The organism is Megasphaera sp. (assembly GCF_047831605.1).
GTDB lineage: Bacteria > Bacillota > Negativicutes > Veillonellales > Megasphaeraceae > Megasphaera > Megasphaera intestinihominis.
This window is the reverse complement of sequence record NZ_CP181255.1, coordinates 489487-509287: the sequence shown is the minus strand read 5'-3', so window position 1 is coordinate 509287 and position 19801 is coordinate 489487. Positions and strand designations below refer to the sequence as shown.

The following is a 19801-nucleotide window of genomic DNA, read 5'->3' as shown; positions in this document are numbered from 1 at the left end:
AGCAGGAATCGACCGTAGGGAGATGCAAGCTGGTTGCCAAAACGGAGAGCTGTGTTGGAGATATTCGATAAAAATTTTTTCGATGGATAGAAGGGAAGCCGCATACTATCAGAAAAATCACTATATAAGAAGGGGAAAAATTATGTGGAAACGGTAAAAATATACGGAGCGATTCGGATGTGATACAATAGAGAAAACAATGCAGAAAAGGGGAATTTTGATGAAGCATTTAGAAGTGGTAGCTGCGATTTTGGAGTATGATGGAAAAATTCTTTGCATGGAACGGGGCCAGGGGAAATTTGACTATGTCAGTTTCAAATACGAGTTTCCCGGTGGCAAGATTGAACCGGGCGAAGCCAAGCATACGGCCATTGAACGGGAACTGCGGGAAGAAATGGATGTCCATGTATCTGTCAAAGAATCGGATTTGTACATGACGGTCCATCATGATTATCCTGATTTTTCCATGACCATGTACGCCTTTTACTGCCATTTGGACAAGCCCGACTTTGTCCGCAAAGAACACGTCGATGCGAAATGGATGGCTCCTGAAGACATGCCGACGCTGGACTGGGCACCGGCAGATGTGCCTATCATGAAAAAGCTTTCTGGAAAGTAGGCGATAGCCATGGGGGAATATGGGGCTTTGGAGCAGTGTTTGCGCGAAGGTTTCATTGATTATACGGTGGAAGCGGACCAACGGTATGTTCCGAAAATTCTGACCAACAATAGGGATAAAAAGCGCAAGGTCCTCGATACGATTTTGTCACAGTTGTACGTTTGTGATTCCTTCTTGTTTTCCGTTGCCTTTTTGACGAAAAGCGGGATTGCCTGTCTGAAGGATGCGCTCATTCAGAACCGGACGGCGACGGGGAAGATTTTAGCCTCTCAGTATTTGAACTTTACGGAACCCGGTGCATTGCGGGAATTGTTGAAGTTTCCCAATGTCGAATTGCGCATGGTAACGGAAGAACGGGCTTTTCACGCCAAAGGCTATCTCTTTCATCGTTCCCAGGCAGGGCCGGAAAATTATACCATGGTCATTGGCAGCAGTAACATGACGGCCAATGCCTTGACGCACAATCAGGAATGGAATGTGTTCTTTACATCGGCAGAAAACGGCTCGCTCATCAGGCAGACCAAGGAAGAATTTGATGCCTTGTGGGATACGGCGGAAGTCGTCGATGAAGCGTGGATTCAGGCTTATGAGTCTGTGTACACGCACAATAAACCGAAACGGCAGTCCGTGTATGTTCCTTTTCATAAAATCCAGCCGAACGCCATGCAAAAAGCGGCTTTAGCGGGGATTCAAAAGTTGCGCGACGATGGTCAGGACCGGGGGCTGCTCATTTCAGCGACTGGGACGGGGAAAACCTATTTGTCGGCCTTTGATGTCTTAAAAACGCATCCCCGGCGGTTTCTCTTTGTCGTCCATCGGGAGCTCATCGTCAAAAGTGCACGGGACAGTTACGTCCGGATTGGCATTAATCCAGCCGATACGGGGCTGCTGACAGGGCACGATAAAGAAATGGATAAGCCCTATATTTTTGCGACCATTCAGACCTTGGCCCAGGATGAAATACTCCATACCTTTGCGCCCGATGCTTTTGACTATATTGTCATCGACGAAGTGCATCATGGCGGAGCCGCGACGTACCAAAAGGTCATTGGCTATTTTCGGCCCAAATTTCTGTTAGGTATGACGGCGACACCGGAACGGTCCGATGATTTCGATATTTATGCTTTGTTCCATCATCATATTGCTTATGAAATCCGCTTGCACGACGCCTTGGAAGAAAATATGCTCGTTCCTTTTCACTACCACGGCATCAGCGAGATTACCGTCAATGGCAACGTGTTGGACGATAAAAGCGATTTTGCTCTCTTGACTTGCGAAGAACGTATAAAACATATATTATATTATGCCGATTTGTATGGCAGTGATGCCGACCGCATCAAAGGCCTCGTCTTTTGCCGCAATGTAGAAGAAGCGCAGGCCTTGGCTGAAGCGTTTCGCCAGCATGGGAAACGGGCAATCGCCTTGACGGGCGCGTCGCGCGAAAGCGAACGGAGTGAAGCGATTCGTCATTTAGAGGCGAAAGCTGCCGAAGACCCGCAGTATCTCGATTACATTTTCACTTGTGATATTTTCAATGAAGGCGTCGACATTCCCCAGGTCAATCAGGTCATCATGCTGCGACCGACAACGTCGGCTATCGTCTTTGTGCAGCAGTTAGGCCGGGGGCTTCGCAAATATCCGCATAAGCGCTATTTAGAAGTGCTCGATTTCATTGGCAACTATGAAAATAACTTTTTACTTCCCATCGCCCTGTTTGGCGACCGGACGTATGATAAGGATTTTGTCCGCCGCCTCATGCAGGTCAATTTTCTGCCGGGACCGACGTCGGTTCATTTTGACGATATCGCCAAAGAACGAATTTACGCGGCTATTGATGCCAAAAGTGCTTTGGCAGACCTGCGGGATTTGAAAGAATCATATCGTAATATGGCCTATCGCCTGGGCCGCCAGCCCATGATGATGGATTTTGTCCGCTTTGGCGACAAGGATCCGGCGCTGTTCGTCGCTAAGAAAGAGTCTTTTTTTGAATTTGTTCAATACATGGAGCCTTATAACTCGACGCTGAACGCATCGCATCGGGCTGTGCTGAAGATGATGAGCCTGGAACTGGCCAATGGCAAACGGATAGAAGAATTGCTGGTCTTGCGCCATTTGCTGACAGAAGATTCCTGGTCTACGGCGGCCCTGGCTAAGGAAATGAACGAAACATACCATTTCCTGCCGTCTGCGGAAACGATGGAAAGCGTGGCCCGCCTGCTGGATTTGCAATTTTTTACTAAAACGGCCAGAAAAAAATACGGCGGACAGCCGCTCATTTCCTTTGAAAATCATGCTTATACAGCGACTCCTTATTGGAACGATTTGAAAGAAAATAAAGAATTTCAGTGCTATGTTCAAGATATCCTCGACTATGGGACCTATCGTTTTGAAAGCCTCTACGTCCACGACGAACCGGAAATCATTAAAGGCTTTGTCCGCTACGGCCGCTATTCCCGTAAAGACGTATCGCGTATTCTCAATTATGAGACGAATCGCGAAGGCACGCTCAATGGCTATCAGATTGTCGGGGCTACGTGTCCTATTTTCGTCACCTATGAGAAACGTGACGACATTTCGGCCAATACGAAGTACGAAGACCAGTTCGTCTCGCCACAGCAGTTCAGCTGGATGACGCGGGCTCGGATTCACCTGACGTCGTCGCAGATTCCGGCGATTTGCAATGAGCACACGCGGAAACTGCTGTTTGTAAAAAAGAGCGATGCCGAAGGCTCCGACTTCTATTACATGGGAGATTTGACGGTATTAGGCGATCCTGTCGAAACGACGATTGCCGATGGCAAAGGGCAGCAGCTGCCTATCGTCAATTTCCAGTTCCTTTTGGACAAGCCTGTTGAGGATAAGCTCTATCGGTATCTGTGTGAGTGAGTCATTATTTAGTAAATCGTAAATTAGTAAATCGTAACTTACTAATTTATGATTTACTAGTGCAAGGTGTTATAAACAGGCCTACACAAAAACTTTACACGCCACCTGTGGTACATTGACGGGAAATGTGGTAAACTAGTATAGTTATAGAAGTATATACAAAGGGGAGGTGTTTTTTTACTCTATGGAAGATAAATATGAATCGAATCATGATGGGCCGAAATCGAAGAAATTCAATGGGCGCAATGTGGCCGACAACATCATGAAAGGGGTCATTGTCCTGATCATGGCGGTCATTTTCGTCATGATTGCCGACCAGGTCATTACGACGCCCTTCATCAGTGCCGAAATCGAAGGGGAATTTTTCCACGGCAGTATTTTCGGGACGACTATCATCACCATCGTGGCCTACATCATCGGCATTCTCGTCGGGGCCCTGGTGGGGTATGGGATTTCACCGTTCGTGCTGCGCCTGATCTGGGCGGCGATTCACCGCATCGAATCGGGCTTGAGTGATTTCGAGAGCCAGGATATCATCGTCGGGACGCTGGGATTGCTTTTTGGACTTATTATTGCGAATTTAATTGGCCTGGCGTTCGCCCGCCTGCCGATTATCGGGGCCTATGGCCCGATCGTCTTCAGCATCGTCTTCGGCTATGCCGGCATGAGCATTGCCACCCGCAAGAAGAGCGAAATCATCGCCCTGGTCAGCAACCTGCGCCTGGGCAAGTCCGGCAAGGAGCACAGCGGCAAGCGCAAGGATATGGACTTTTCTGGCAAGCTCCTCGATACGAGTGCCATCATCGACGGCCGTATCGCCGAAATCTGCAGTACGGGCTTCCTCGAAGGGCCCCTGCTGGTGCCGGTCTTCGTCCTGGAAGAACTGCAGCTCGTCGCCGATTCGTCGGATTTGCTGAAGCGCAATAAGGGCCGCCGCGGCCTGGATATCCTGAAACAGATGCAGGAAGATAATTACGTCGAAGTCCGCATCATCAACGACGATTTCGACGACGTCCAGGGCGTCGATTCCAAGCTCGTCCGCCTGGGCCGCAAGATCAATGCCAAAGTCGTCACTAACGACTATAACCTGAATAAAGTCGCCGCCCTCCAGGGCGTGGCCGTCCTCAACATCAACGACCTGGCCAATGCCCTGAAACCGGCCCGCATCCCTGGGGAACACATGAACGTCCTCATCGTCAAGGCCGGCAAGGAAGAGAACCAGGGCGTCGCCTATCTCGATGACGGCACGATGATCGTCGTCGAAGATGGCCAGAAATACATCGGTTCTACTGTGCCCGTTACGGTGACGTCTGTCCTGCAGACGTCGGCTGGGCGCATGATATTCGTTAAGATTGCAAATGAGTAGGTGAAATGTGTGAAAGTATCTGTCATCGTCGTAGCGGCCGGCACAGGGAGCCGCTTCGGCTACGAGCGGAACAAGCTCTTCTATCCCTTGTGCGGCGAGCCTGTCCTGACCCATACGCTGCGCCACATTTTCGCGGCCCGGTCGGTCAGTGAAGTGGTCATCGTCCATTCCCGCGTCGATGAGAAGGAAATCCGCCGCCTCGTCGATGACCTCCATCCTATCCAGCCCGTACGCTACGCCCTGGGCGGCGCCGAACGGGAAGATTCGGTCTACAACGGCCTCATGGCCGTCAGCCGCGACGTGGATGTGGTCATGGTCCACGACGGCGCCCGGCCTTTTGCCGGCCCGGACTGGTATGACCAGGGCGCGGCCATGATGGAAACGGCCCGAGCTGCCATTTACGGCATCCCTCTCAAGGATACGGTCAAGGTCCGCGGCGACGACGGCCGGCTCCATACGCTGAACCGCAGCCGCCTGGTCGCCGCCCAGACGCCGCAGATCTTTCACCGCGACCTGCTCATGGAAGCCCATGAGCACGCCCGGACCGAGGGCATCCAGGCGACAGATGACGCATCCCTCGTCGAAGCCCTGGGTATACCCGTGGTCATCCTCGAAGGGAGCGAGAAGAACCGCAAGGTGACGACGCGCGACGACATTCCCATCCTGTCCCTGTACATGAAGGGGAGGGAAGTCAAGCGCATCGGTACGGGCTATGACGTCCACCGCCTGAAAGAAGGGCGGCGCCTGGTCCTGGGCGGCGTCGAGATTCCCTTTGAACGGGGCCTCGATGGCCATTCCGATGCCGACGTCGTCATCCACGCCATCATGGACGCCCTGCTGGGAGCCGCCGGGCTCCGCGATATCGGGACGTATTTTCCCGATACGGACCAGGCCTTCAAGGATATTTCCAGCCTGGTCCTCTTGGAAAAGGTCCGCCATCTGCTGCGGGAGAAATGCTGCCGCATCGTCAACCTCGACGTGACCTTATTGGCACAACGGCCTAAAATCAAGCCCTATGTGCCGCAGATGATCGCTAATATTGCCGAGGCCCTGCGTATCCCCAAGACTGCTGTCTCCGTCAAGGCGACGACGACAGAGAAACTGGGGTTCGTCGGCCGGGAAGAAGGAATGGCCGCCCAGGCGGCAGCCATGGTCCTTAGCTATCAATAATACATATATATAGTCTTTAGGAGGAATTTTTTATGTCACAGGAAGTACGCGTTCGTTTTGCTCCGAGCCCGACAGGCCCGTTCCACATCGGCGGTGCCCGTTCGGCACTGTTCAACTACCTCGTTGCCAAGCACAACCACGGTAAGTTCGTCGTCCGCATCGAAGATACGGACCGCAAGCGTTCGACGTCGGAATCGGAAGAAAACATCAAGGAAGCCCTGAAATGGCTGGGCATCACCTGGGATGAAGGCATCGACGTCGGCGGTCCCGATGGCCCGTACCGCCAGACTGAACGCCTGGGCATTTATCAGAAATATACGGAAAAGCTCTTGGCCGAAGGCAAGGCCTACTACTGCTTCTGCACGCCGGAAGAACTGGAAGCGGAAAAACAGGCTCAGCTGGCCAAAGGGGAAACGCCGGTCTACTCCGGCAAATGCGCTGACCTGCCCAAAGAAACGGTCGAACAGTACCTCAAGGAAGGCCGTCCCCACGTCATCCGCATCAAGACGCCGAAGAACGAAACGATTGAACTGGACGACCTCGTCCGCGGTCACGTATCCTTCGATTCCAACAACGTCGGCGACTTCGTCATCGTCAAATCCGACGGCATCCCGGTCTATAACTACTGCGTCGTCCTCGACGATGCCCTCATGCACATCACCCACGTCATCCGTGCGGAAGAACACTTGTCCAACACGCCGCGCCAGCTGGTCATCTACAAGGCATTGGGCTTTGAAGCCCCGCAGTTCGCTCACGTATCGCTCATCCTCGGCGCCGACAAGAAGAAGATGAGCAAGCGCCATGGCGCTACATCGGTCCAGCAGTACCGCGATATGGGCTACCTGCCCGACGCACTGGTCAACTTCCTGGCCCTCCTCGGCTGGACGCCGGAAGGCGATCAGGAAATCTTCAGCCGCGATGAACTCATCGAACAGTTCACCCTCGACCGCGTCGCCAAGAACCCGGCCGTCTTCGACATCGAAAAGCTCAACTGGATCAACTTCCATTACATGAAGCAGCTCGATGAAGACCAGCTCTATGCCGTCTGCCTGCCGCACCTGCAGAAGGCAGGTTATGCCAGCGAAAATCCGGACGAAAAGGAAGCTGCCTGGTTGAAAGCCATCTGCGCCGCCATGCGCGAACACGTCCAGTACGGTGCTCAGATCGTCGACGCTGCCAAGGTCTTCTTCACCGACGACTATGCGCCGGAAAATGAAGAAACCGCAGCAGTCCTCAAAGAAGAAACGGCTTCGTCCGTCCTCAAGATGTTCCGCGATGAACTGGCTGCCCTCGACGACGTCACGCCCGACACGGTACAGCCCCTGTTCAAGAAAATCCAGAAGGGCCTCAAGGTCAAGGGCAAGTTCGTCTACATGCCTATCCGCGTCGCCGTCACCGGCGTCATGCACGGCCCGGACCTAAACGTCATCGTCGCCCTCATGGGCCGCGACAAAGTCCTGGCCCGTCTGGACGAAACGTTGGCATAAAGGGCTTGACATGAGCCCGATTATTGGGTACTATATACATACGTATTAACTAATAATATGTATCAAATAAGAATCTGCGATGATCAAAATGAGTTGCAGTGGCATCCGACAGAGAAGAAGGGTCATGGCTGAGAGCCTTTCCAGGTCATAAAACTGCAATGCTGCCTTTGTGAGCAGGCCGGGTGAAAGGAGTAATCCGGTCCGGGGGGCGCCCGTTACTGCGCAGTAAAGATTACGGCACTGCCGTAAAAACAGAGTGGAACCACGGGCCACCGTCTCTGTCATAGGGGATGGTGGCCTTTTTGTTCAAATTTCAGGGAGGTTACCGTATGAGAGAACTGAAAGTATATAATACATTGACCCGTAAAAAAGAAATCTTCGTGCCCGTTACGCCGGGCCAGGTCAAGATGTATGTCTGCGGCATTACGCCGTACAACCATTCCCACATGGGCAATGCCCGTCCTTTCGTCACGTGGGACGTCATCAAGCGCTATCTGGAACACTTGGGCTATGAAGTCACGCACATCCAGAACTTCACCGACGTCGACGATAAGATCATCAACGCTGCCAACGGCGAAGGCGTCACGTGGGATACCATTTCCAACCGCTATATCGCATCGTACTTCGACGTCATGGACAAGCTCCACATCCGCCGGGCCGACAAGTATCCCCGCGTATCGGAACACATGGATGAAATCATCAACATGGTCCAGACCCTCATCGACAAAGGCTATGCCTACGTCATCGACCACAACGTCTATTACAGCGTCGAAAAGTTCGCCGACTACGGCGAATTGAGCGGTCGCAGCCTCGACGACATGATGGCCGGCGCCCGTATCGAAGTCGACGACCGCAAGCACAATCCCATGGACTTCGCCCTCTGGAAAGGTGCTAAGCCCGGCGAACCGTCGTGGGACAGCCCCTGGGGCAAAGGCCGTCCGGGCTGGCACATCGAATGCTCGGCTATGAGCAATAAGTACCTTGGCGATACCTTCGACTTCCACGGCGGCGGCAGCGACCTCATCTTCCCGCACCATGAAAACGAAATCGCCCAGTCCGAAGCCTTTACGGGCAAGAAACCGATGGTCAAATACTGGCTCCACAACGGCTTCATCACCATCAACTCGGAAAAGATGAGCAAGTCCCTGAATAACTTCTTCCTGGTCAAGGACGTCCTGGAACACTACAGCCCCGATGCCCTGCGCTTCTTCCTCATTTCCAACCACTACCGCAGCCCCTTGGACTTCAGCGACGAACGGCTGGAAGAAATGACGCGCAGCCTCGAACGCCTGGGCACGGCCATCGACAACGTCCTGGAACTCCTGGCTATGCCGGCCGGTGCTAAATCGCCGGAAGCCCAGCAGCTCCTGGAAACGGCCCACAAGGACGAAGAAGACTTTGAAAATGCTATGTGCGACGACTTCAATACGGCCCTGGCCAGCGCGGCCATGTTCGATTTGGCCAAGAACGTCAACATCTTCAAGAATGCCGTCGTCAACAACGGCGTCCCCGTCGATTCGGCAGCCATGTCGGAAGTCAAGCGCGTCTTCAAGACCTTCACGGATATCCTCGGCATCCTCGAAGACCGCTGGACCGGCAAGAAGGAAGACGCCAGCAGCAAGGACTACGACGACCTCATGCAGGCCATCCTCGACATCCGTCAGGAATGCCGCGCCCAGAAACAGTACGCCCTGGCCGACGCCATCCGCGATAAACTGGCCGCTCTTGGCATCACTATCGAAGATTCGCCGCAGGGAGCGCGCTGGAAAAAGTGAAATTCAAACAACTGCAAGCACTGAAGAAACGGGCCTACCAGGCCTTTGCCGACGGCAAGCGCCTGGACGTGCCCGACCAGGATGCGGCCCATCTCGATTCGATCAACCTGGCCTTCGTCGGTGACGCCTATTACGCCCTGACCCTGCGCCGGCGCCTGGTGGAAACGGGCATCCCCCACGTCCAGGTCCTGCACACGCTGGCGGCAGAATTCGTATCCGCCAAGGCCCAGGCCTATGTCTACCGCCGCATCCACGACGGCCTGACGGACGACGAAAAGGCCGTCTGCCAGCGGGCCCGCAATGCCTATACCCTGGCGCCGAAGAGCGCCACCGTCGCCGAGTACCACGACAGCACGGCCCTGGAAGCCCTGGTGGGCTACCTGGTCATGGCTGGCCGGACGGAACGCCTGGACGCCGTCATGGCCCAGGTCTATGAAGAAACGAAAGCCTATTGTAACGAAAAACATGGAGGAATGGAATGAGTGAGGCAAATATCATCATCGGCCGCAACAGCGTCACCGAAGCCCTGAAGGCCGGCCGGTCCATCACCAAGCTGTACGTCGCTGCCGGCAATGAGTCGCAGCCGCTGCAGCGCATCCGCGACCTGGCAGGCCGGAAGGAAATCCTCGTCGAAGACGTGCCCCTGAAGGTCCTCAACCACCTGGCACCGGGGAACCGCCACCAGGGCGTCATCGCCTTTTCCAAGCCCGTGGAATACGCCGATTTGACAGACGTTCTCATCGCTGCTGATGAAAAGGGGAAGGTACCGTTCCTGGTCCTCCTCGACGGCATCGAAGACGTCCACAACATGGGGGCCATCATCCGCACGGCGGAATGTGCCGGCGTCGACGCCGTCCTCCTGCCCAAGCGGCGGACGGCGCCCATCAATGAGACTGTCGGCAAGACGTCGGCCGGCGCCGTCGAATACATGCCCCTCGTGCAGATCGGCAACATCGCCCAGACCCTGAAGCAGCTCAAGAAGCGCGGTTTCTGGGTCATCGGCGCCGATATGGACGGCGAGACGGACTATTTCCACAGCTCCCTGACGGACCCGGTCGTCCTGGTCATCGGCAGTGAAGGCCGGGGCATCTCGCACCTGGTCAAGGAGACGTGCGACGTCCTGGTCCAGATCCCCATGTTCGGCCACGTCAACTCCCTCAACGCCTCCGTCGCAGCGGCCCTGCTCATGTATGAAGTCGTGCGGCAGCGGCAGGCAGGCGAATAATTTAAAATAAGCGAGGTAACGATTATGCAGGCAGCGTCCAATGCAGAAGAAAAACATGACCGCTTTGCAGGCATGACAGATGAAGAAATCGTACGCATCGCCCAGGAAGAGCGCGATGGCAAAGCGGCCGATTATATCGTCAACAAGTATCGCAACTTCGTCAAATCCAAAGCCCGCGCCTACTTCCTGGTCGGCGCCGACCGGGATGACATCATCCAGGAAGGCATGATCGGCCTCTACAAGGCGACGCGGGATTTCCGCGGCGACAAGCTGTCGTCGTTCCGGGCCTTTGCCGAGTTATGCATTACCCGGCAGATCATCACGGCCATCAAGACGGCGACGCGGCAGAAACACATACCCCTTAACTCGTATGTGTCCCTCAACAAGCCCGTCTATGAAGACGAATCGGACCGGACGCTGCAGGACATCCTGTCCGGCATCCGCGTCAGCGATCCCGAAGAGCTGGTCATCAGCCGCGAAGAATTCAATGATATCGAACTGAAGATGAATGAGATCCTCAGCGATCTGGAATGGCAGGTCCTGACAGCCTATCTCGACGGCAAATCCTACAACGAGATGTCCCGTCAGCTGCACCGGCACGTCAAGTCCATCGACAATGCCCTGCAGCGGGTCAAACGCAAGCTGGAACATTATCTGGAAACGCGCAATGCCGAAAAAGAAACGGAACCCGATGAGAAAGCCAGAGAACCTATTGATAGAAAAGCTAAATGAGTGTACAATAGTACTGTTAGCGTCATTGTGTGAGGAGGATTAACGTGATCACAGCATTAGAAATCATCGTTGTCATTTTGGCACTGCTCATCATCGGTGTCGTCGTGGCACAGAAGAGCAAGACCCAGGGCATGGGCGCCGGTTTCGGCGGCGGTGCCGAAGACTTGTTCGGGAGCCGGGCCCGCGGCATGGATGCCCTGCTTTCCAAACTGACTATCGTCCTGTCGATAGCATTTGCCATTTGTACATTGCTGTTAGGCAGACTGATGCATACTTTTTAATGAATTCTTAGGGGCTGTCGCATATGCGGCGGCTCCTTTTTTATCCTTTGCAGAACGGCGATTTGAGGAGGGGAACTATGGATTTACAGCTGGCTCATGATATAATAAGTATATGTAATGAAGACAGCGGCGGCGCAACGGTCGAAGACTGTGCCGAACAGCTCGGCATCACCGGCGCCCGGCTGGCTGACGTATTTGACACATTTGAAGAATTAGTGAGGAGTGAAAAGCTCATGAGAATCGCAGGAGACCGGTATATCTCGGCCAAACAGCCCCAGGAAATCACCGGTATTTATAAAGGTTATACGCCGACCTTCGGGTTCGTCCTCAGCCAGGACCTGACGGAGGACGTATACATTGCCGAACAGAACCGCCATACGGCCATGAATAACGATAAGGTCACGGTCCGCATCCTGCACAGCGGCGATGGCCGTCATAAACAGGAAGGGGAAATCGTATCCATCGTCGAACGGGCCAACAAGACCCTGGTCGGTACGTTCCAGCTGGAAAAACACAGCGCCTTCGTCACGCCGGACGACGAACGCATCCGCGAAGACGTCTACGTGCCCCTCGACAAGACCGGCGGCGCCCGCAGCAGTGCCCGCGTCCTGGTCAAGATCACCAAGTGGCCCGAAGAAGGGCGCAAAGCCGAAGGGGAAGTGACGGAAGTCCTCGGCTATGACGGCGACAAGGACCTGGATATCAAGGTCATCATGGCCCGCCACGGCCTGCCTTTCGACTTCCCGGACGACGTCAAGAAGGAAGCCGCCAAGATCGACACGACGGTCACCTTGGAAGAAGGGCGCCGCGATTACCGCGACCGCCAGCTCATCACCATCGACAGTGAAGATGCCAAGGACCTGGACGATGCCATCGACGTCGTCCGCCTGCCCAACGGCCATTTCCGACTGGGCGTCTACATCGCCGACGTCAGCTACTACGTCCGTCCGGGATCGGCCATCGACCAGGAAGCATATAACCGCGGCACCAGCGTCTACCTTGTCGACCGGGTCATCCCCATGCTGCCGACGGTCCTGTCCAACGGCATCTGCAGCCTCAACGCCAATGAAGACCGTTACTCCATGACCTGCGTCATGGAAATCGACGAAGAAGGCAAGGTCCTCAAGGCCGACATCGGCCCGGCCGTCATCCGCGTCAAACGGCGCTGCAACTACGTCGAAATCCGCAAGGCCCTCCTGGAAGGCATCGTGCCTGACGACTTGCAGCCCTTCATGCCCATGCTCCACGAACTGCGGGCCTTGTCGACGATCCTCAAGAACATGCGCCTCCGCCGCGGGGCCATCGACTTCGATTTCCCTGAATACAAAGTCATCCTTGATCCGGACGGCGTACCGCTGCGTCTGGAAAAACGGGAACGGACCATTGCCGAACAGATCGTCGAAGAAAGCATGCTCATTGCCAATGAAACCGTAGCCTGCTATCTCCGGGACAGCGAAAACCCGTCGGTCTACCGTATCCACGAACTGCCCGAACCGGAACGGCTGGATATGATGCGCACCGTCCTGTCGAGTTTCAACCTGCCCATGCCCGATACGGAATCGGTCAAGCCGGCAGACTTCCAGAAGCTCCTGGAAATGACCAAGGGCACCGATGAAGCCGCCGTCGTCCAGACCATCGCTCTGCGCTCTATGCAGCAGGCCCGCTATTCGACGACTAATGCCGGCCACTTCGGCCTGGCTTCGGAATGTTATACCCATTTCACGTCGCCTATCCGCCGCTACCCGGATCTCATGGTCCACCGTCTGATCCGCCAGTACCAGCGCCGGGGCAAGCTGACCGAGGAAGAATCGCAGCAGCCCCTGTCGTACCATACCATCGCCGCCGACCAGGCCAGCTCGCGCGAACGCATTGCCGTCGAAGCCGAACGGGAAACAGACGACCTCAAGAAGTGCCAGTACATGCTGCCCTTCATCGGTCAGCCTTTTGAAGCGCACATTACGGGCATTACGTCTTTCGGCCTCTTCGTGGGCCTGGAAAACGGCATCGAAGGCCTGGTCCACATTTCCCTGCTCACTGACGACGACTACGAATTCGACGAAGCGTCGTACACCCTGCGCGGCCAGCACGGCGGCAAGGTCTACCGCTTAGGCGATGCCATGGAAGTCACCCTGGCTCAGGTCAATGTGGAAAAATGCGAAATCGACTTCGTCCCGGGCCGCTACGAATCGCTGGAAGACGTGCAGCAGCTCATGGCGGCCAGTGCCGAACGGCGCCATAAACGGAAACACAGCGATAAGAAGGACACCGACACCAAGCACAACTGGTTCGCCGGAGCCATCGGCAAGAAGGGCAAGAAAGATAAGAAAGGCCGCAAGGACAAGAAATCCGGCCGCAAAGCCGCGTGCAAGGGCAAGGGCAGCAAGAGCCGCCGCGGCAAAAAGAAGAAGAAATAGGAGGAATTCGTTTTGGCAACGTCACCGACAAAGGGTGTGAAATATATTTCGGACAACCGCAAGGCCCGTCACGATTATTTTATCCATGAAACGTATGAAGCCGGCATTGCCCTGACGGGGACGGAAGTCAAGTCCCTGCGCCAGGGCAAGGTCAATCTGAAGGACAGCTTCTGCCGCATCGAGAACGGCGAAGTCTTCCTCCTGGGCATGCACATCAGTCCCTATGATCAGGGCAACCGCTTCAACCACGATCCCCTGCGGACGCGCAAGCTCTTGCTCCATAAATATGAAATCATCAAGCTCCTGGGCAAGATCCAGGAAAAAGGCTATACCCTCATCCCCCTCAACCTCTATTTCAAAAAGGGGAAGGTCAAAGTGACCGTCGCCCTGGTAACAGGGAAGAAACTCTACGACAAGCGGCAGGCCCTGGCTGAAAAAGAAGCCAAGCGCGACATTGAACGCCGCATGAAGAGCCGTAACTATTAACAGAAGGAGAATCGTCTATGAATTCAGAAGATCCCAAAATCCTTTCCGATCACGAACGGGACAGTTTCCGCGGCCAGACCATTGACGAAGATGGTACGGTCCACGACCAGAAGTCCCTCTATGAAGAACGGCTGCGCCAGGAACAGGAAGCGCATCATGGCATCCACATCGTCACGTCCGGCCTTTCGTGGCGTGTCAAACTGGCCCTGGGCTTCATCGTCTTCTGCATCGTCGCCGTCATCATCGGCGCCCTGGGCTTTATCATCATGGCCATGCCCTATCTCTTGGGCATCTTCGTCATCTACTGTATCTACAGCATCGTCAGCTCCCTGTTGCATCGGTGAGTGGGCGTAGGGAGGTTCTATGAAAGAAAATATCGTCATCATCGACGGCAGCAGTCTGCTCTATCGGGCATTTTATGCCATCCCGCATCTCACCGATGCCCAGGGGCACCCGACGAATGCCGTCTATGGTTTTTTGAATATGTTATTGAAATTGTACGGAGAACTGGACCCGCAGTACGTTGCCGTCGCCTTCGACAAGAGCAAGCACACCTTCCGCAACGACTTGTTCGACGGCTACAAGGCTACGCGCAAGCCCACACCGGATGACCTGCGGCCCCAGTTCGCCCTGATCCGCGAAGTCCTGGCCTGCCTGGGCATCTGCGTCCTCGAACAGGAAGGCTACGAAGGGGACGACATCATCGGCACCCTGGCCCGCCGCACGGCAGCCGATGGCTATGCCGTCGCTGTCGTCACCGGTGACCGCGACGCCCTGCAGCTGGTCACGGACGACGTGACGGTCTATCTGACCAAGAAGGGCATCACCAACATGCTGGCCGTTACGCCGGCCGTCATGGAAGCCGAATACGGTTATACGCCGGCCCAGGTCATCGACATGAAGGCCCTCATGGGCGATACGGCCGATAATATCCCCGGCGTCCCCGGCGTCGGCGAAAAGACGGCGCTCAAGCTCATCAGCCAGTTCGGCAGCGTCCACGGCGTCTACGAGCACCTGGACGAAGTGAAGGGCAAGAAGATGCAGGAAAAACTGGCCGACAACAAGGACAAGGCCGTCTTGTCCAAGGACCTGGCCACTATCCGCTGTGACGTGCCCCTCGATTACACCATGGACATGTTCCAGCCCCAGCCGCGCCAGGAAGACGTGGCCCAGCTCTTCCGCAGCCTGGGCTTCCGCAATCTTCTGGAACGCTTTGCCGCCTTCGACCGCTTCTCTCATCTGGCAGACGCCGCGGCACCGGCAGCGGCCGTCCAGGTCATGGACGCACCGGGCGCGGCCAGCCTGAAAGGGAAGACCGTCGCCGTCGCCGCCCGCTATGACGGCAGCCAGCCCATCCCGGCTGTGACGGCCCTGGCCATGGCCGTCGATGATGGCGCCTTCGTCGTTCCCGAAAGCGATTACGACGCCTATCTCGCCGTCCTGACCGAAGCGGCAGCCGTCGTCACCGATGACGGCAAGGACCTGACCAAGGTCGTATCCCGCGTCGCTCCGGGCCGCCTGCCCTTGAAGGACATCATCCTGGCAGCCTATCTCCTCGACCCGACGCGGACGTCCTATGGCCTGACGTATATTTCCGAAACCTTCGACGTCAGCCTGGACGAAGGCACAGAAGACGACGGACAGAAGCTGGCCTGCGATGCCGCTTTTGCCCTCCAGGTCTGGCCCAAAGCGGCAGCTGAATTGGATAAGGCATCCCTGACACAGCTCTACGATACCATCGAAGAACCGCTCATCCATACGCTGGCCGTCATGGAAATGAACGGCTTCACTGTCGATACGGACCGCCTCATGACCATGAAGAGCGAATTGTCCCGCCAGGCTGATGCCCTGGAAGAAGCCATTTACGACGACGCCGGCGAGACCTTCAACATCAATTCGCCGAAACAGCTCGGCGTCATCCTCTTCGAGAAGTTGCAGCTGCCGGTCATCAAGAAGACCAAGACCGGCTATTCGACGGACAGTTCCGTCCTCGACGCCCTGCGCGACAAGCATCCCATGATCGACAAGATTCTGCACTTCCGGGCCTTGAAGAAACTCATTTCCACTTATCTCGATGGCCTGGAACCGCTCATCGTGCCGGAAACGGGGCGCATCTATACCCATTTCAACCAGATGGTCACGTCGACGGGACGTCTGAGCAGTTCCGACCCGAATCTGCAGAATATCCCCATCCGGACCGAACAGGGCCGCAAGATACGCTCCCTCTTCGTGCCCGGCGAAGGCTATGACTACATCGTCTCTGGCGACTATTCGCAGATCGAATTGCGCCTCCTGGCTCACTTGTCCCAGGACCCGACTATGATCGACGGCTTCAAGAAGGGCCAGGACATCCACCGCCGGACGGCGTCGGAAGTCTTCGGCATCCCCCTGGACGAGGTCACGCCGGAAGAACGGTCCCATGCCAAGGCCGTCAACTTCGGCATCATCTATGGCATCAGCGACTTCGGCCTGGCCCGGAATATCTCCATTTCCCGCCAAAAAGCCAAGGAATACATCGATTCGTATTTTGCCCGCTACAACACGGTCCACGACTACATGAACGGCCTCATCGCCTCGGCCAAGGAATCGGGCATGGCCGTCACCATGTTCGGCCGCCGCCGGGCGTTGCCGGAAATCAACAGCAAGAACTTCACGCGCCGGTCCTTTGCCGAACGGACGGCCATGAACACGCCTATCCAGGGCAGCGCCGCCGATATCATCAAGCTGGCCATGAACGCTGTCCAGGACGAATTGGAAAAACGCCATCTGAAGAGCCAGCTCCTGGTCCAGGTCCATGACGAACTGGTCCTGGAAGTCCCGGCCGGGGAAAAGGACGAAGTGGAACAGCTCCTCAAGGATACAATGGAACACATTGTCGATTTATCCGTGCCCCTCGTCGTCGACATCCACAGCGGCGTCAACTGGGAAGAAGCGAAGTAGGTGAGACCATGCCAGAATTACCGGAAGTAGAAACGATACGGGCCTTCCTCGACGAGCGTGTCCGGGGAAAGGCCATTACGGCCGTTGAAATAGGCCTGCCCAGGCTCATCAAGAATACGACGGCAGACCGTTTTGCAGCCGCCTTGACCGGCCAGACCCTGGAAGGCGTGGAACGCCGCGGCAAGTACCTCTTTGTCCGCTGCCGCGGTCCCTGGTCCTTTCTGGTCCATCTGCGCATGACAGGCAGCCTGCTCTATGAAGAAAAGCCCGGCCAGTATGCTGGCCGGGCCATTCATCTTATTTTTACGCTCAGCGAAGGGCGCCTCCTCTACCGCGATATCCGCACCCTGGGCTGCCTGTGGCTCGTGCCGTCAGAGGGGGCGACAGGCGTCAAAGGTTACGACAACCTGGGACCGGACGCCATCAGTCCGGACTTCACGACGGAGCGGCTCTATGACCTCCTCAAGGGCTGCCACCGGCCGGTGAAGATGCTCCTCCTGGACCAGACCAAAGTGGCCGGTTTGGGCAACATCTACGTCGACGAAGCCCTGTTCCGGGCGGGCATCCGGCCCATGCGCCACAGCGATACAGTGACCCAAAAAGAAGCGGCCCGCCTTCATGAAGCCATCGTCGCCGTCCTCCAGGAAGGCCTGGAACACGGCGGCACGACAATCCGCAACTTCATCAGCAGCAACGGCAAAGAAGGGCAGAACCAGGAAAACCTCCGCGTCTACGGCCGCGAAGGCACGCCCTGCACCGTCTGCGGCACGACCATCGAATACACCAAACTGAACGGCCGCGGCACCCACTACTGCCCGAAGTGCCAATCGTAGGGGCCGCCTAAAAGGCGGCCCGCAGGTCGCAGGTCGCCGGCCGCCCGCCAATCATAGGGGCGCCCAAGCCTCCCTTCATAGGGGAGGTGGCCCGCAGGGCCGGAGAGGTTAAGCAGGAGCCGTCCCAAAGGAGGAGTACTATGTACGGATTGAGTGTCAGACAGTGGCGGCAGATCTTTGCTATTTTATCCCGCTATGGCAAGCGGATCGATTGGGTGAAACTCTTCGGGTCGCGGGCTCGTGGCGATTATAAGCCTGTTTCCGATGTGGATTTGGCCATTGCCAGTACGGAAAATCTGGTGACGCCGCTGCAGCTCGATTTCGACCAGAGCCAGCTGCCCTTTACTTTTGATCTCATTGATTACCGGCGTCAGCCGAATCAGAAATTGAAAGATGCCATCGACAGGGAAGGGAAACTGCTCTGGGCTGTCGACGGCAAAGGAGAATGGATGATGACGAAAGAACAATTACGGCTGAAGTGGGAAGACTACCACAAAGCCCTGAACCGCCTGGAAATTGCCCTGACCAAGACTTTGGACGAAGACGACCTCTATCTCGATGCAACCATCCAGCGTTTTGAATTTACCTTTGAACTGGCCTGGAAACTGATGAAGGCCGTCCTGGACTATGAAGGCATCGAAGCGACCAGCCCACGCAGCAGTATCCGCGAAGCCTGGAAACAACATCTCATCGGCGATGCGGAAAAATGGCTGGACATGCAGGTCAAACTATGGTAAAAGACGATAATTATGGGGAACTGAGATGTGGAAAATGTCAGACAGGAGATGGGCAGCTTCTTCTTTTCCAGAAATGGGAAGACGCTTTTCTACTTTGCCATTTCGATACACTTTCATTTCATCTTTTACGATAGTCAAATCGGCATCCTGGGTAAACAGGCTGATTTTCATGTATTTATTGAACCGGGAATCGGGATGTTGGTCACAATAGAAAGAGGGCATGATAAAATCGTCATCGATCTGCGGTTCATCGGTAAAACCATAGATCGGTTTCCATGAATGCGGATTGGTTGTCTGGGGGATTCACTATTGACGCCAACATCAGTGAGCCAGGGGATACTGTCTATGGTAACTATCAGGACCCGGTGACGCCGCATCTGGACAATACCGGGCTCGTCCATAAAACGGCCTGCCCGCTGTTCAACGTGATAGCCAAGTGTCGTGAGCAGTAGAAGAAACAGCCCTTGCAGTTCAAAGCAATATCCGCCCCGTCGATGAAGAATCATTTTTTTATAGAGGTCTTCTGAATCCATGGATGTTGAAATGCCATTCATAGGGTCCAGATTTTCATAAGGAATGGATAAAAGATGATGGATTTGGAGTTCCTTCAAGCCGTCTATATCGGTTGCCTTCGGTGGAGATACCAGATGGATCCGTTGGAGATAGTTTGCGAGTTCTTGCGAGGATAATTTGTGATGAGTGACATCCATGACAGGTTCCTCCCTTTTTTGATTCATGGGATATGAATTTTATCCTGGATCTTCAAACATGACTTTTGTCTAAAAAATAGTATACCATACTCTGGGAAATGTGCCAATGCAATAACAATCCATACAATGTCGCCAGGTTG

General features: G+C 55.2%; 16 protein-coding genes and 1 pseudogene. 16 read left to right on the top strand and 1 reads right to left on the bottom strand.

The annotated features are described in order from the left end of the window. Positions 1-220 precede the first annotated feature (220 nt). From ACFWUB_RS02490 to ACFWUB_RS02415, 16 genes are all read left to right on the top strand, one after another. The gene (locus ACFWUB_RS02490) at positions 221-619 is read left to right on the top strand and encodes a (deoxy)nucleoside triphosphate pyrophosphohydrolase (protein WP_022497332.1); all 399 of its coding nucleotides are present in this window, start codon (positions 221-223) and stop codon (positions 617-619) included. A 27-nt stretch (positions 620-646) separates the two neighbouring features. After that, entirely contained in the window at positions 647-3505 is a 2859-nt protein-coding gene (locus ACFWUB_RS02485; RefSeq protein ID WP_239639569.1) for a DUF3427 domain-containing protein, read from the top strand. Positions 3506-3689: 184 nt separating this feature from the next. Then, a complete protein-coding gene (locus ACFWUB_RS02480) occupies positions 3690-4871 on the top strand; it encodes a PIN/TRAM domain-containing protein (RefSeq protein WP_416184167.1) in 1182 nt (393 codons plus the stop codon). 9 nt (positions 4872-4880) lie between these two features. After that, positions 4881-6041 carry a 2-C-methyl-D-erythritol 4-phosphate cytidylyltransferase gene (ispD, locus tag ACFWUB_RS02475; protein ID WP_416184166.1) on the top strand — a complete coding sequence of 387 codons (1161 nt, stop codon included), beginning with the start codon at positions 4881-4883 and terminating at the stop codon, positions 6039-6041. Positions 6042-6073: 32 nt separating this feature from the next. Continuing rightward, complete coding sequence (gltX, locus tag ACFWUB_RS02470) at positions 6074-7528, top strand: glutamate--tRNA ligase (protein ID WP_416184165.1); 1455 nt, start codon at positions 6074-6076, stop codon at positions 7526-7528. Positions 7529-7857: 329 nt separating this feature from the next. Continuing rightward, positions 7858-9303 carry a cysteine--tRNA ligase gene (gene cysS / locus ACFWUB_RS02465; RefSeq protein WP_292107798.1) on the top strand — a complete coding sequence of 482 codons (1446 nt, stop codon included), beginning with the start codon at positions 7858-7860 and terminating at the stop codon, positions 9301-9303. Next, entirely contained in the window at positions 9300-9785 is a 486-nt protein-coding gene (locus tag ACFWUB_RS02460; RefSeq protein WP_020310076.1) for a Mini-ribonuclease 3, read from the top strand. Before cysS ends, ACFWUB_RS02460 begins: the two co-directional genes overlap by 4 nt. Further along, positions 9782-10528, top strand: a complete 747-nt coding sequence (gene rlmB / locus ACFWUB_RS02455; RefSeq protein WP_416184164.1) for a 23S rRNA (guanosine(2251)-2'-O)-methyltransferase RlmB — start codon at positions 9782-9784, stop codon at positions 10526-10528. Before ACFWUB_RS02460 ends, rlmB begins: the two co-directional genes overlap by 4 nt. A 72-nt stretch (positions 10529-10600) precedes the next feature. Further along, the gene (sigH, locus tag ACFWUB_RS02450; RefSeq protein ID WP_416184379.1) at positions 10601-11260 is read left to right on the top strand and encodes an RNA polymerase sporulation sigma factor SigH; all 660 of its coding nucleotides are present in this window, start codon (positions 10601-10603) and stop codon (positions 11258-11260) included. A gap of 44 nt (positions 11261-11304) precedes the next feature. Continuing rightward, positions 11305-11541 carry a preprotein translocase subunit SecG gene (gene secG / locus ACFWUB_RS02445; protein WP_014016332.1) on the top strand — a complete coding sequence of 79 codons (237 nt, stop codon included), beginning with the start codon at positions 11305-11307 and terminating at the stop codon, positions 11539-11541. 77 nt (positions 11542-11618) lie between these two features. After that, positions 11619-13955: a ribonuclease R gene (gene rnr, locus ACFWUB_RS02440; protein WP_416184163.1), complete on the top strand. Its 2337-nt coding sequence runs from the start codon at positions 11619-11621 to the stop codon at positions 13953-13955. A gap of 12 nt (positions 13956-13967) precedes the next feature. Next, positions 13968-14441, top strand: a complete 474-nt coding sequence (gene smpB / locus ACFWUB_RS02435) for an SsrA-binding protein SmpB (protein WP_014016334.1) — start codon at positions 13968-13970, stop codon at positions 14439-14441. Positions 14442-14458: 17 nt separating this feature from the next. Beyond that, positions 14459-14785: a hypothetical protein gene (locus ACFWUB_RS02430; protein WP_416184162.1), complete on the top strand. Its 327-nt coding sequence runs from the start codon at positions 14459-14461 to the stop codon at positions 14783-14785. A gap of 19 nt (positions 14786-14804) precedes the next feature. Next, positions 14805-17381 carry a DNA polymerase I gene (polA, locus tag ACFWUB_RS02425; protein ID WP_416184161.1) on the top strand — a complete coding sequence of 859 codons (2577 nt, stop codon included), beginning with the start codon at positions 14805-14807 and terminating at the stop codon, positions 17379-17381. A gap of 8 nt (positions 17382-17389) precedes the next feature. Beyond that, entirely contained in the window at positions 17390-18214 is an 825-nt protein-coding gene (gene mutM / locus ACFWUB_RS02420; RefSeq protein ID WP_020310082.1) for a bifunctional DNA-formamidopyrimidine glycosylase/DNA-(apurinic or apyrimidinic site) lyase, read from the top strand. A 140-nt stretch (positions 18215-18354) separates the two neighbouring features. Next, positions 18355-18951: an HI0074 family nucleotidyltransferase substrate-binding subunit gene (locus tag ACFWUB_RS02415; protein WP_416184160.1), complete on the top strand. Its 597-nt coding sequence runs from the start codon at positions 18355-18357 to the stop codon at positions 18949-18951. Here the strand turns inward: ACFWUB_RS02415 and ACFWUB_RS02410 are convergent. Further along, positions 18943-19661, bottom strand: a pseudogene (locus tag ACFWUB_RS02410) (arylamine N-acetyltransferase family protein). The gene ACFWUB_RS02415 and the pseudogene ACFWUB_RS02410 sit on opposite strands and share 9 nt — an antisense overlap. Between the last annotated feature and the right edge of the window lie 140 nt (positions 19662-19801).